Here is a 12889-nt window from a genome sequence, read left to right on the forward strand (position 1 = left end):
GCGGCCCGGGGGCGTCGCGCGTTCGCGACGCCCCCGGGACCGTGGTCGTCACTGCCAGATCGCGGTGATGGGGGAGGCCGAAGCCGCGTTCCCGGCGTGGGTGGTGCCGTACATGTCCTCGATGGTGCGGAGCAGGTTGTAGTGGTTGTACTGGGTGGCGTCCGCGCCGGTCTTGACGTGGGCGCCGTACACGACCGCCGGGATCCGGTTGCCGGCGAGGCCGTTGTCCTCGTCGAAGGTGACGATGAGGACGCTGTTGTGGGTCTTGGCCCACTGGGCGTAGCCGTCGAGCTTGCTCTTCAGCCACGTGTCACCGGTGCTGACCGAGCAGTCGTGCATGTCGTTGCACAGGTTCGGCACGACGAACGACACCGTCGGCAGCGTGGTGTAGTCGGTGGGCCATTGCGCGAACGTGTGGCCCGTGGACGCCGGCAGGTTGCTGAAGGAGAACCATGGGTTGTGCTTGCGGGCGTACTTGCCCGAGCTGCTGCTGCACACCGTGGACCCCTCGGACGGCAGGCCCTCGTTGTAGCTTCCGAAGGTCCGGCCGGCGGTGCGGACCTCGGCGCCGAGGTTCGCCTTGTTGTACGGGGATCCGGGCGGCGGGCAGGTGTCGTCGGTGGTGCCCTGCGTGCTGCCGGAGAACAGCGCGAAATAGTTCGGCTGGCTCGGGTGCGTCTCGGCGTAGAAGTTGGTGAGGTTGGCGCCGCCGTTCGCCAGCGAGGTGAAGTAGGGCGCGCTGGAGGAGCCGATGACCTGCGAGTACGAGTGGTTCTCGAAGATCGCCACGACGACGTGGTCCGGCGTGGGGACGGTGGCGGCGTGCGCCGCGCGCCGCGCGCTCGTCACGGTCAGGGCGATCGCGCACACCACCGCGGTGAGGGCGGCGGCGAGCACGATCGGCAGCGGCCGGCGCGGCGCCGGCCATGGGACACGGAAGTGGGCGTTTCGTTCGGGCACGGGGGGCCTCCTGCGAATGCGTCCGCTGCCGGGCGATCGGGGGCGAGCCCGGCGACCGAAAGATGCCACCCGCGCTCCTCGGCGCCGGGACGATCGTGGGGCGGCCCGGAGGCGCCTTCCTCAACGATCGATGAACGGCACGCCGTTTCGGACGTCCGCTTGATGCGAACCGAGACCGAGTGATCGAGGAGTACTGCCGCCCAACTGGGGAGATGCGTTGGGGATGAGGGAACCGGACAGGGCTCAACGGCCTCAGCTGCTCCTCGGAGCGACCAGCTCGACGATGCTCCAGCACGCGCCCTGCACGGTCGCCATCGTGCCGTCGCCCCGCTGACCACGCGGCCTTCCGGGCTCCGGCCCGGGCGATGGCCCGGCGTGCTCAGCGCGCCGGGCTCAGCGGCGGATCGTGGACGGGCAGGCGCAGGACGAAGCGGGCTCCGGGGCGGTCGTCGAGGCGGCCGGTGACGGTCAGCGTGCCGTGGTGGGCCTCCGCGATGTCCCGGGAGATGGCGAGTCCGAGACCGGTGCCGCCGGCGTCGCGGTGCCGGGCGTCGGCGAGCCGGGTGAACCGCTCGAAGACCCGCTCCCGGTCCTCGGCCGCGACGCCGACGCCGTCGTCGACGACCTCGACCACCGCCGCCGCGGACCGGGTCGCGGTCGCGGGGGCGTGGTGGACGCGGACCGCGACGGCCTCCGCCGCGTGCCGGTCGGCGTTGTCGATGAGGTTGGTGAGCAGCCGGGCCAGCTCGCTGGGGCCGCCGACCACCCTCACCGGACCGTCGCGGATCAGGTCGAAATGCGAGCGGCGCGGGCGGCGCCGGATCTCCTGCTCGGCCAGCTCGGCCAGGTCGATCTCCTCGCGCGGGAAGCCCTTCCCGGCGTCCAGCCGCGCCAGGGCCAGCAGGTCGGCCACCACCGCGCCGAGCCGGTCGGTGTTGCTCAGCACCCCCTGGAGGGCCTGGTGCAGGTCGGCGTCGTCGGGCTCGGTCAGGGCGAACTCGAGTTCCACGCGCAGGCCCGTCAGGGGGCTGCGCAGCTCGTGGGAGACGTCGGAGACGAAGGCCCGCTGCCGGGCGACGGCCCGTTCGAGCCGGTCGAGCGTGGCGTTGATGCTGGTCGCGAGCTTGGTCACCTCGTCGTCGCGGGGCTCCACCGGAACCCGCCGTCCGAGGTCGGTCGCGGTGATCTCGTCCAGCTCGCGGCGGATCGCGGCCGCCGGCCGCAGGGCGCGGCTCGCGGTGGCCCAGGCGCCCCAGCCCGCGAAGGCGGCGGTGAGCGGGATGAGGAGGCCGAGGAAGGCGGCCGCGGCCGGACGCGCCACGAGCGGCACCTCCGGCGCCAGCGTCAGGACGTACAACGTCTGGGTGTCGTTCCGGACGCGGAACTCCACGATGGTGAAGCAGGAGCCTCCCGGAACGTCGATGCCGCAGGCACGGGTGGTCAGACGGTCGTCCACGGGATTCGGGTGCGGGATCGGGACCGGAGGCCGGCCCTGCATCCCGGGCGTGGCGGCGACGACGCGTCCGTTCTGGTCCACCACCTGCTGCAGTGTCCGGGTGGACGAGAACGGGTAGGCGTCCAGGCGTCCGGCGTCGGCCGCCGCGACGACCCGGCGGCCCTGGTGCGCCAGGTGCTGCAGCAGGTCGGTCTGCGCCTGGCTTCTCATGATCGCCAGGAGGGCCGCGTACAGCGCCGTGGAGAGCAGCAGCGCGGTCGCGACGGCCACCAGCGTCACCCGGAACTGGATCTTCGTGTGACGCAGCCTGGCCCGCGAGATCGCGCCTTTCGAGCCCCGAACGGCCCGGCGCGCCCGGTCGAGAATGGCGGCCTCCCGAAACCTCGTCGCGCGCTGCCGACAAGGGCCAGTCTCGCCGACTCCGCGGCGCCTCCGTGCGCGGCCCCGGCAATGGTTCGCCCAGCTTTGATCTTCTTTCCGGTGCCCGCGTGCCCGTTGCCGGGGGGGAAGAGAGGAACGTGGCGGCGGGAAAGACCGGATCGGCGCCGGAAGCGCCTGTTCCGGGCCGCGGGAACGGCACCGCCGGCGTCGATCGCGGCACGCGACGGAGGCGGTGAAACCCCGTTCCGCGGCCCTGGTCTACCGAAGGACCTCGACCTCCGCGTCCATGATCGGGCGGCGCTCGATGAGACCGAGCTCTACGCCGAGGTGCTCTCGGCGGTGGCGGCGGCCGACGGGCCCTTGACCGCCGCGGAGATCGACAACGTGCTCGGCGTCCGTCGCAGGCGTCCCTCGCGGGCGGGTGCACGGCGTCGAACGCGCACGGCACCGCCGATCGGCACCAGAGACTCCGCCAAGGGGCGGGCGCGAGGTGAGTCGGAACGCCCGGTGCAAAGCCACGTGTCGGACTCGGCAGACGAGCCGGGCCCGGAGGCGGAACGGGGTTCCGCGGTCTCGCCGGCGGAGCTGTATCGGCAGGCCCGGCGACAGGCGGCCGCCGAGCAGCCCTCCTTTGACATGCGCAGCGGCCTCGAGAAGCTGGACCGCTGGATGGCCGGAGACGCCGGCGAGGCCGAGGACTGAACCCGCACCGCTCACTGCCGGAACGGGCCCGCCGGCGCAGGCGATGGGGTCCCGCTTGTATCGGGCGCTGTGGCCCCGACGCCACGTTCGGCGGCCGGCTCGCTCCCGGTGCCCGTGGCTTCCTGGCCGCGAGGGTGAGGCAGCGTGCGAGCGGTGGCCGCCGCGTCGGGGGCTGGGCGAGGCAGATCCCGAGCACCGTCAGCGATCCGGAGATCGAACCGATCTTGAAGAGGTCCGCGACGGCCTTCGCGGCCGGTTCGTTCAGGCCCGGCCACCCGAAGACCGTCCAGGCGGCCTTGGCCCAGCCGCTGATCGGGCTGGTGATCCGTGGGCGAGCGGGCGATCGGGTGCGGTTCCCTTGAGCCCTACCTCGGAGGTAATCGGCGGGATGACGTCGGGGTCGGTAGCGTCGGGGCGTGACGACAATGACGACGGCGTTGAGCGACGTGCGACCCATCGGAGAGCAGCTGCGCGCATGGCGGCAGCGGCGGAGGCTGAGCCAGCTGGAGCTGGCGTCGGAGGCGGACGTGTCGACCCGGCACCTGAGCTTCGTGGAGACGGGCCGGTCGGCGCCGAGCCGCGACATGGTGCTGCGGCTCGCCGAGCACCTGGACGTGCCGCTGCGGGACCGGAACCTGCTGCTGGTCGCCGCCGGGTACGCGCCGGTGTTCGACGAGACGCCGATCGAGGAGCCGCGGATGGACTCCGTCCGCGCGGCGCTGCGGCAGGTGCTGGACGGCCACGAACCGTACCCGGCCGTGGTCGTGGACCGCTTCTGGAACCTGATCGACGCCAACTCCGCGGCGCAGTTCTTCATGGAGGGCGCGCCCGCGGAACTGCTGGAGCCGCCGCTGAACGTGCTGCGGCTCAGCATGCATCCCGACGGGATGGCGAAGAACATCCTCAACCTGGCGGAGTGGCGCGCCCACATGATCGACCGGGTGCGGCGCCATGTCGCGCTGACCGCCGACGCCGCGCTGACGCAGCTCTACCAGGAGCTGCGGAGCTTCCCGGGGGACGTGGGGGAGGCGATGGCCCCGCCCGCGGACCACGACGTCTTCGTCCCGCTGCGGATGCGGGTCGACGGCCGGGAGCTGTCCTTCTTCAGCACGATCGCGACGTTCGGGACGCCCGTGGACATCACCGTCGCCGAGCTGGCGATCGAGTCGTTCTACCCGGCGGACGAGGCGACCACCGCGTTCCTGAAGGAGCGCGCCGGCTGGTGACCCGCCGTCCCGGGGCGGCGGGCCACCGGCCCTCACTCCTCGGCTTTCAGCAGGTCGTGGTGGACGCGTTCCAGCGGCATCCCGAGCCGCTGGAGCGCGGCGACCGTCGTGCGCACCATCGGGACGGGGCCGGCGACGTAGGCGTCGCGGTCGGCCCAGCCGCCGTCCCAGCCGTCCAGGTCCGCGAGGACGTCGGCGGGCGTGCCGCGCAGGCCGCGGAAGTCCGGTTCGTCGGACAGGACGGGCAGGACCCGCACCCACGGATAGGCGGACTCCAGCAGGCGCAGGTCGGAGAGGTCGTACAGGTCGCGTTCGGTGCGGGCGCCGACCAGGAGCCGGACGTCGCGCCGCCGGCCGGCCGCGACGGCCTGCTCGGCCAGCGCCTTGACGGGGGCGAGGCCGGTGCCGCCGGCGACGAGCAGCAGGTCGCGGCCGGAGTCCGGGTCGAGGGTCATGGTGCCGGTGGCGGGCCCGAGCAGGACGGTGTCGCCGGTCCCGGTGTCGCGCACCAGCGCGCCGCTCACCCAGCCGCCGGGGCGGGCCCGCACGTGCAGCCGGAGCCGGCCGTCCGAGCGGGGCGCGTTGGCGATGGAGTAGGGCCGCCAGACGCGCGGCCAGCGGGAGGTCTGCACGGTCACGTACTGGCCGGACGCGAACGGCAGCGGGCGCTCGGGGCTGAGGGTGAGGACGGCGAGGTCGTCGGCGCGGCGGTCGTGCTCGACGACCTCGGCCGCCCACCAGGGCGGGGCGCCGCCGGCGTCCCGTTCGGCCGCCTCGCTCATCGCCGCGGCCGCGGACCGGTACGCCTCGGTCCACGCCTCCTCCGCGCGCGGGCTCCACACGTCGCGGGCGAAGACCCGCAGGGTGGCGAGGAGGGCGTCCTCGACCGCGGCGTAGTGCTCGGCCGTCACCCCGTACCGGCGGTGGTCGCGGCCGAGACGGCCCAGGTAGGAGGCCAGCTCGTCCGGGTTGTCCTGGCTCCAGACGATGCGGGTGAGCGCGTGGAAGAAGCGGTCGCGCTGGGCGTCCAGCGCGATCGGGAACAGCGCGCGCAGCCGCGGATTCGCGGCGAAAAGGCGGCCGTAGAAATAGCCGACGGCCTTGTCGGAGCGGGTTTCGAGGCGGGTGAAGCTCTCCTTGAGCATTCGGGGTTCCGTTGACATGGCAAGCACGCCCCCTCGGCGGATGGAGGCCGGGGCCGCCGGCGGTTCGGCGCCTTCGGCGCTCCGCGGTGCCCGGCTAGGTGAGATTCTCGCATCGAAATTCCCAGGTCCTCAAGGTGGCGCCGTCCGGACACTCCGTGTTGTCACGGTATGTAACCGATTTTCAATTCCCTGTGATCACAGTAATCGCGACAAATAGGGCGAATACTGGACGGTACTGGATTCGTCCGGGAAGATCGGCCGCATTGGCACCCGTTCCGGAAACGCTGATGTTCGCCGACGGACCGGTCGGGACCCGGACGGTGGCGGCGTAAGCGGAGCGGCCGGGAGCGGTGGACGGATCTCCACCCTGGTAGAAGATCTGCCGGTTCGGTAATGGATGTTCTCCGGAGGCGGTCCGCCGGACGGGGCGGGTGCTCCGGGGGCGGGCGCTCCGGGCCGCGAGACCAAGATCGTCCAGGTCGCGGGCCCGAACCGGGCTCGGGGCTTCGGCCTGCGCGGATCGGGGCCGTGCGGCTAGCTTTGCGGAGAAAGGCCGGGGGCGGGACGGTCCGCGGGGGCGGGCGATGCGCCATGATGTGCACGCAACAGTGGTGAATCGCTCCATATCGGTAGCCGACCCGTGGCCAGTGCTCAGCAGAGGGGAATCCGCGCATGTCAGAGGCGATCCGAGGGGCTCCGGGCCCCGCCGCAGGGGGAGGCGCGCCGCCGCTCATCGGCATCACCACCTACGAGGAGCCGGCCCGCTGGGGCGTCTGGGTCCGCGAGGCCGCGCTGCTCCCGGCGTCGTACGTGCGGTCGGTCGAGCGGGCCGGCGGCGTCCCCGTCATGGTCCCGCCGACCGGCAGCCTGCGCGGGCTCGCCGCGCTGGTCTCCCGGCTGGACGGGCTCGTCCTCGCGGGTGGCGGCGACCTCGACCCGGAGCTGTACGGCGCCGAGCGGCACGCCGAGACGGGACCGCCGCAGCCGCAGCGCGACCGGTTCGAGCTCGCGCTCGCGCGGGCCGCGGTGGACGCCGACCTGCCGTTCCTGGCGATCTGCCGGGGCATGCAGGTGCTCAACGTGGCGCGCGGGGGAGCGCTCGTCCAGCACCTGCCGGAGGCCGTGGGGCACAAGGCGCACGCACCCGAGGTCGGGAAGATCGGCACCCACCGGGTGCAGATCAGCGCGACCAGCGCCGTCGGCAAGATCCTCGGTGACGCCGCGGACGTGCCCACCTACCACCACCAGGCGGTGAGCCGCCTCGGCAAGGGCCTGTCGGCGGTGGCCTGGGCGGAGGACCAGGTCGTCGAGGCCGTGGAGCTGCAGGGCCACCGGTTCGGCCTGGGCGTGCAGTGGCACCCCGAGGACGGCGACGACAAGCGGCTCTTCGAGGCGCTGGTGGCCGAGGCCGCCGGCCGCTGACCGGGGATTGATCCCCGCGTACCGGGGAAGGCGAAGCGGTAGATTCCGCGCAGATCGCCCCCCGGAGGCCGCCGCATGCCCTTGCATCCGCAGACCGTGAGCTTCCTGGAGCTGCTGTCCGCCTGGACGGCGCCGCCGGAGGGCGCGCCGCCGGTCGAGGTGGACGCCGGGCCCGCGATCGAGGAGATGCGGCGCAGGATCGGCGAGGTGTTCCCGGTCGTCCGGCGCGAGCTTCCGCACGTCGAGGACCTGGCCGTCCGGGGCCCGGGAGGTCCCGTCACGGTGCGGCTGTACCGTCCCGAGCCGCTGGAGCGCGGCCCGCTGCCCGCCCTGGTCTACCTGCACGGCGGCGGCTGGGTGCTCGGCGGCGTCGACAACGTCGACGCCGCGTGCCGCGACCTCGCGGCGGGCGCCGGATGCGCGGTGCTGAACGTCGGCTACCGGCTCGCGCCGGAGAACCCGTTCCCGGCGGCGGTCGACGACGCCTGGGCGGTCGTGGCGGCCGTCGCCCGCGAACCGGCCCGCTACGGCGTGGCGCCCGGCGCGCTCGCCGTCGGCGGCGACAGCGCGGGCGGGAACCTGGCCGCCGCCGTCGCGCTCCAGGCCCGCGACCGCGGCCTGCCCCTGGCCCACCAGCTGCTCGTCTACCCGGTGACCGACACCGCGATGGACACCCCGAGCTGGCGCGAGTACGGCACCGGGTACGGGCTGGACGCCGCGACGCTCGCCCGGTTCATGGACCTGTACCGGGACGGCGCCGACCCCGCCGACCCCCGGCTGGCGCCGCTGCGCGCGCCCGACCTCGCCGGCGCCGCGCCCGCGACCGTGATCACCGCCGAGTGCGACATCCTGCGCGACGAGGGCGAGGCGTACGCGCGGCGCCTCGCCGCGGCCGGGGTGCCGGTGGAGGCGCGCCGGTTCGACGGCGTCGTGCACTCGTTCTTCCTGCTGCCGGAGATCTTCGACGCCGGTGCCGAGGCGATGGACTTCGCTGTGCGACGATTGCGCGCGGCATTCGGCGATCAAGCGGCGGAGGGCAGTGCGGCATGAGCGACGCGGACGCGGTGCAAGAGAAGGACGCAGTGCAAGAGAAGGACCCGGTGCAAGAGAACGACCCGGTGTACGGGAAGTACGTGCGGCTGAAGCTGGACTGGGCGGCGGAGGGCGTGCTGCGCGTCACGATGAGCACGCCGGGGAAGCTGAACGCCCTCGACACGGTCGGGCACCGGGAGCTGGCGGAGGTCTGGCGGGACGCCGACGCCGACGACGCGGTCCGCGCGGTGCTGGTGCGCGGCGAGGGCACGGCGTTCTCCGCGGGCGGCGACATGTCCATGATCGAGGAGATGATGGGCGACCACGCGTCGCGGCGCCGCATCATGCGCGAGGCCCGCGACATCGTGATGAACGTGCTGAACTGCTCCAAGCCGGTGGTCAGCGCGATCCAGGGGCCCGCGGTCGGCGCGGGGCTGGCGGTGGCGATGCTGTCGGACATCTCCGTCGCGGGGCGCACCGCGAAGATCATCGACGGGCACGTCCGGCTCGGCGTCGCGGCGGGCGACCACTCCGCGATCATCTGGCCGCTGCTGTGCGGGATGGCGAAGGCGAAGTACTACCTGCTGCTGAACGACGTCCTCACCGGCGAGGAGGCCGAGCGGATCGGGCTCGTGTCGGTGTGCGTGGACGACGGCGAGGTGCACGAACGCGCGCTGGACATCGCCGGGCGGCTCGCCGCCGGGCCCGCCGAGGCGATCTCGTTCACCAAGCACGCGCTGAACAACTGGCTGCGGCTCGCCGGCCCGACGTTCGACGCGTCGCTGGCCATGGAGTTCTTCGGGTTCACCGGCCCCGACGTGCGGGAGGGCGTCGCGGCGATCCGGGAGAAGCGCCCGCCGCGGTTCGGCTGACGCGGTTCGGCTGACGCGGTTCGGCTGACCGCCCGCTACCGGGGCGCGCCACGGGGCGTCAGGAGAAGCGCCTGGCGAGGGCGTCCAGGCCGGTGGCGTAGATGCCGTGCGACAGCGTCTTGCCCATGGCCTCCTCGTCGCCGGCGTCCGCGGCGAACTCGCCCCACCATTCGACGAACGCCTGCCCGGTACCGGTCACGGGGGCCACGCGCAGGCGGGCGCTGGCGGCGCGGATCGGCAGCGGCGCCTCGAGGACCTGGTACCAGTAGCTGCGCTCGGCGTCGTCCAGCCCGGCGAGCCGCTCGCGGAACACCGAGTCGCCGTGCCCCCAGACCCGGCGGACGCAGCCGACGCGGTCGCCGGGGCCGCCGTCCTCGATCACGCTCGTCTGCAGGCCGGGCATCCAGTCGGCGAGGTTCCCGAAGTCGCGCAGGTAGGCCCAGACCTCGTCGGCGGTGGCGTCGATCACGGCGCTGGCGTACGACCTCGGCATCGGTCCTCCTCGGCGCTGCGGGGGATGCTGCCCCCATGCTGGCCCGGCGGATGTGATCTCGGCAACAGCGGGACGGGCCCGGATGTTGACCGATCCGAACGCGGTTCGGAAGGATCGGGGGCATGCTCCTCGGTGACCTCGCCCATCGCGGCGCAGCGCTCTGGCCCGACCGGACCGCGTTCGTCTGGGACGGCCGCGCCCGCACCTACCGCGACCTGCACGCCCGCGTCGAGCGGTGGGCCGGGCTGCTCGCCGCCGCGGGAGTGCGGGCAGGCGACCGGATCGCGCTGCTGACCGTGAACGTCCCGGAGGCGATCGAGACCGCGTTCGGCGCGTCGCTGATCGGCGCGGTCGTGGTGCCGCTGAACGTCCGGCTGGCCCCGGCGGAGATCCGGTTCCAGGTCGCGGACGCGGCGGCGCGGCACGCGGTCGTCCACCCGGCGCTCGCGGACCTCGCCCGCGCGTCCGGGCTGCTCGACCTGACCCACTGGACGATCGGCCCCGAGCTCGACCGGGCCCTCGGCGAGGCGCCGCCGAACGATTTGCCGCTTCCGGCCCCGGACGCGCCGATCATCCAGCTCTACACGTCCGGCACCACCGGCCGGCCGAAGGGCTGCCTGCTCACCAACCAGGGATGGGTCGCCGCCACCGCCAACGCCGTGCACGCCTTCGGCATCACCGGCGCCGACCGCCTCCTCGGCGCGCTGCCGCTGTTCCACGTCGCCGGATACGGCGCCGCGCTCGGGCATCTGGCGGTCGGCGGGACGGTGGTGCTCCCGCCGGGCGCGTCGCCCGACGTGCTGTGGCCGCTCGTCGCCGGGCACGGCGTCACGGTCGCGATCTTCCCCACCGGCACGGGACGGGCGCTGCGCCATCCCGCCGCCGCGCCCGGAACGCTGCGGCTGGTGTTCGGTATGGCCGGCACCGAGCGCGCGCGCACCCTGGAGGAGCTCCGCGACCTCGGCATCGGGTACCGGGGCGTGTACGGGTCGACCGAGGCGGGCAACTTCGTCACGATCACCACGCTGGACGACGAGCTGGAGCGCCCCGGGACCGTCGGCCTGCCGCTGCCGCCGTTCGACCTGGCGCTGGACGGCGCCGACGAGCCCGGCGAGGTCGGCGAGCTTCTCCTGCGCGGCGCGAGCGTGATGGCCGGGTACGCGGGGCTGCCGGACCCGATGGACGGCGGCTGGCTGCGCACCGGCGACCTGATGCGCCGCGACGCCGACGGCTACTTCCACTTCGTCGACCGCGCCAAGGACATGGTCCGCAGCGGCGGCGAGAACGTGTACTCCGCCGAGGTCGAGCAGGTGCTCGTCCGGCATCCGGGCGTGCTGGACGCCGCGGTGATCGGCGTCCCGGACGCCCGGTGGGGCGAGGCGGTCAAGGCGCTCGTCGTCGTCCGGGCCGGGACGACGCCCGCCGACCTGGACGCGCACTGCCGCGCCCACCTCGGCGGGTTCAAGCGGCCCCGCTGGTACGAGCTGGTCGACGCGCTGCCGCGCAACCACTCCGGCAAGATCCTCAAGCGCGACCTGCGCGCCGCGCACGACCCGGAGCGCTCCGTCCGCCTCACCGAAGGCGCCTAGAACCGCGTTCACTCGCGGCGAGTCGCCGTCGTGAGGCGCCTCATGACGGCGACTCGCCGCGAGGCGGCGGTCAGTAGGAGCGCGGGAGGCCGAGCTCGTGCTGGGCGATGTGGGCCAGGACGAGTTCCTCGGCGACCGGGATGTTCTTGGCGATGCGGGCGTCGCGGAACATCCGGGCGACCGGGTACTCCAGCGAGTACGCCATGCCGCCGTGGGTCTGGAAGGCGCGGTCGGCGGCCTGCCAGGCGGCGTCGGCCGCGGTGAGCTTGGCGATGTTGGCCTCCGAGCCGCACGGGCGGCCCTGGTCCCACAGCCACGCCGCCTTGTAGGTCATCAGCCGCGCCAGCTCCAGCTGCGCCTTGATCCGGGCGAGCGGGAAGGCGATGCCCTGGTTCGACCCGATCGGCTTGCCGAACGGCGCGCGGTCGGTGGCGTAGTCGCAGGCGATCTTCAGCACCAGGCCGCCGGACCCGACGCCGCCCGCGGCGGCGAGGATCCGCTCGGGGTTGAGGATGTCCCACAGGACGGCGAAGCCCTGGTCGACCTCCCCGAGGACGTGGTCGGCGGGGACGCGCACGCCGTCCAGGAACACCATGCTGGACGCGACGGTGTTGGTGCCGAGCTTCGGGATCGGCCGGTAGGTCAGCGTGCCGTCGGTGACGGCCTGCTTGATGTCCACCAGCAGGACGGTGAAGCCGTTCGTGCGGGGCTTCGCCTCGGCCGCCGGGATCGTCCGCGTGACGAGCACCAGGTAGTCGGCGCGCTCCACCCCGGAGATCCAGATCTTCTGGCCGTTCACCACGAAGCCGTCGCCGTCGCGGCGGGCCTGCGTGGAGATGTTCATCGCGTTGCTGCCCGCGTCCGGCTCGGTGATCGCGAAGCAGGTCTCGATCTCGCCCGCCGCGATCCGCGGCAGGAACGCGCGCTTCTGCTCCTCGGTGCCGTGCCGGGCGATGGTCAGCCCGCCGAACGCCGGGGTGAGCAGGTACATGAACGAGGCGGCGCCGCCCGCGCCGCCCTCGGCGAGCGCCTCCAGCGCCACCGCCAGCTCCAGCAGGCCCTGGCCCGCGCCGCCGTGCTCCTCGGGGATCGCCAGGCTGTGCCAGCCGCCCTGGACCAGCTCCCGCCAGACCTCCTCCGGCCACCGCTTGTCGGCGTCGCAGCGGCTCCAGTACTCCTGGTCGTACTTCCCGGCGATCGCCAGCACGCCCTCGCGCACCGCGGCCGCGTTCTCCGGCAGATCGAAGTCCACCCGCGCCTCCCTCGACTCTCGTGCTGGGCTCCACCGTAGCCGATCCAGTAAGTGAGCACTGACGCAGGTCCCCGCCGCGCTGACGCGGATCCCGCCGTCATTGAAGCGCCGATCTCCGGGTAGTCAACGGCGGTCGGGGTCTTCGTGACGGCAGGAGGTGCACGGGATGCGGCCAGGCGACAGGTGGACGCTGGCGGGCGCGCGGTGGAGCCGCGGCGGCGGGGACGGCGCGTTCACGGTGACCGACCCGGCGACCGGCGAACCGGTGGGGGAGGTGCCCGTCGGCACGGCCGTGGACGTCGCGGCCGCGGTGGCCGCCGCGACCCGGGCGGCGCCCGGCTGGGCCGCGAGCGCGCCCG

At 73.6% G+C, this 12889-nt stretch carries 12 protein-coding genes; 7 read left to right on the top strand and 5 right to left on the bottom strand.

Going from position 1 to position 12889, the window contains the following annotated elements; genetic code table 11:
- Positions 1 to 48: 48 nt before the first annotated feature.
- Both F9B16_RS26885 and F9B16_RS26890 read right to left on the bottom strand, forming a co-directional pair.
- A complete protein-coding gene (locus F9B16_RS26885; RefSeq protein WP_225991970.1) occupies positions 49 to 960 on the bottom strand; it encodes an alkaline phosphatase family protein in 912 nt (303 codons plus the stop codon).
- 379 nt (positions 961 to 1339) lie between these two features.
- Positions 1340 to 2695 (bottom strand): sensor histidine kinase, encoded by a 1356-nt coding sequence (locus tag F9B16_RS26890; protein ID WP_151542985.1) that lies wholly within the window; start codon positions 2693 to 2695, stop codon positions 1340 to 1342.
- A gap of 186 nt (positions 2696 to 2881) precedes the next feature.
- On the opposite strand from F9B16_RS26890, the gene F9B16_RS52915 reads away from it, so the two are divergent.
- Both F9B16_RS52915 and F9B16_RS26900 read left to right on the top strand, forming a co-directional pair.
- Positions 2882 to 3499, top strand: a complete 618-nt coding sequence (locus F9B16_RS52915; protein WP_225991971.1) for a hypothetical protein — start codon at positions 2882 to 2884, stop codon at positions 3497 to 3499.
- Between the two features lie 425 nt (positions 3500 to 3924).
- Positions 3925 to 4725 (top strand): helix-turn-helix domain-containing protein, encoded by an 801-nt coding sequence (locus tag F9B16_RS26900; protein WP_151542996.1) that lies wholly within the window; start codon positions 3925 to 3927, stop codon positions 4723 to 4725.
- Positions 4726 to 4757: 32 nt separating this feature from the next.
- Here the strand turns inward: F9B16_RS26900 and F9B16_RS26905 are convergent, their stop codons facing one another.
- Positions 4758 to 5870 (bottom strand): globin domain-containing protein, encoded by a 1113-nt coding sequence (locus tag F9B16_RS26905; protein ID WP_225991972.1) that lies wholly within the window; start codon positions 5868 to 5870, stop codon positions 4758 to 4760.
- A gap of 672 nt (positions 5871 to 6542) precedes the next feature.
- Here F9B16_RS26905 and F9B16_RS26910 point away from each other — a divergent pair.
- From F9B16_RS26910 to F9B16_RS26920, 3 genes are all read left to right on the top strand, one after another.
- Positions 6543 to 7292, top strand: coding sequence for a gamma-glutamyl-gamma-aminobutyrate hydrolase family protein (locus F9B16_RS26910; RefSeq protein ID WP_151542987.1), 750 nt, complete (start codon positions 6543 to 6545; stop codon positions 7290 to 7292).
- 75 nt (positions 7293 to 7367) lie between these two features.
- Positions 7368 to 8342: an alpha/beta hydrolase gene (locus F9B16_RS26915; RefSeq protein ID WP_151542988.1), complete on the top strand. Its 975-nt coding sequence runs from the start codon at positions 7368 to 7370 to the stop codon at positions 8340 to 8342.
- Positions 8339 to 9196, top strand: a complete 858-nt coding sequence (locus F9B16_RS26920) for an enoyl-CoA hydratase/isomerase family protein (protein ID WP_151542989.1) — start codon at positions 8339 to 8341, stop codon at positions 9194 to 9196. Before F9B16_RS26915 ends, F9B16_RS26920 begins: the two co-directional genes overlap by 4 nt.
- 58 nt (positions 9197 to 9254) lie before the next feature.
- Here F9B16_RS26920 and F9B16_RS26925 read toward each other — a convergent pair whose 3' ends face one another.
- Entirely contained in the window at positions 9255 to 9689 is a 435-nt protein-coding gene (locus tag F9B16_RS26925; RefSeq protein WP_151542990.1) for an SRPBCC family protein, read from the bottom strand.
- A 122-nt stretch (positions 9690 to 9811) separates the two neighbouring features.
- Between F9B16_RS26925 and F9B16_RS26930 the strand changes: the two genes are divergently transcribed.
- On the top strand, positions 9812 to 11278 hold the full coding sequence (locus F9B16_RS26930; protein ID WP_151542991.1) for a class I adenylate-forming enzyme family protein: 1467 nt from the start codon (positions 9812 to 9814) through the stop codon (positions 11276 to 11278).
- A gap of 70 nt (positions 11279 to 11348) precedes the next feature.
- Here F9B16_RS26930 and F9B16_RS26935 read toward each other — a convergent pair whose 3' ends face one another.
- Positions 11349 to 12530: an acyl-CoA dehydrogenase family protein gene (locus F9B16_RS26935; protein ID WP_151542992.1), complete on the bottom strand. Its 1182-nt coding sequence runs from the start codon at positions 12528 to 12530 to the stop codon at positions 11349 to 11351.
- Positions 12531 to 12696: 166 nt separating this feature from the next.
- On the opposite strand from F9B16_RS26935, the gene F9B16_RS26940 reads away from it, so the two are divergent.
- On the top strand, positions 12697 to 12889 hold a 193-nt coding region (locus tag F9B16_RS26940), incomplete at its 3' end, for an aldehyde dehydrogenase family protein (RefSeq protein ID WP_151542993.1).

Origin of the sequence: Actinomadura montaniterrae (assembly GCF_008923365.1) — a bacterium.
GTDB lineage: Bacteria > Actinomycetota > Actinomycetes > Streptosporangiales > Streptosporangiaceae > Spirillospora > Spirillospora montaniterrae.

What these genes read in the sequence shown, in the direction of transcription:
- F9B16_RS26900 (WP_151542996.1), top strand. Translation starts at nt 3,925, where the DNA reads ATGACGACGGCGTTGAGCGACGTGCGACCCATCGGAGAGCAGCTGCGC.
- F9B16_RS26905 (WP_225991972.1), bottom strand. Translation starts at nt 5,870, where the DNA reads ATGCTCAAGGAGAGCTTCACCCGCCTCGAAACCCGCTCCGACAAGGCC.
- F9B16_RS26910 (WP_151542987.1), top strand. Translation starts at nt 6,543, where the DNA reads ATGTCAGAGGCGATCCGAGGGGCTCCGGGCCCCGCCGCAGGGGGAGGC.
- F9B16_RS26915 (WP_151542988.1), top strand. Translation starts at nt 7,368, where the DNA reads ATGCCCTTGCATCCGCAGACCGTGAGCTTCCTGGAGCTGCTGTCCGCC.
- F9B16_RS26920 (WP_151542989.1), top strand. Translation starts at nt 8,339, where the DNA reads ATGAGCGACGCGGACGCGGTGCAAGAGAAGGACGCAGTGCAAGAGAAG.
- F9B16_RS26925 (WP_151542990.1), bottom strand. Translation starts at nt 9,689, where the DNA reads ATGCCGAGGTCGTACGCCAGCGCCGTGATCGACGCCACCGCCGACGAG.
- F9B16_RS26930 (WP_151542991.1), top strand. Translation starts at nt 9,812, where the DNA reads ATGCTCCTCGGTGACCTCGCCCATCGCGGCGCAGCGCTCTGGCCCGAC.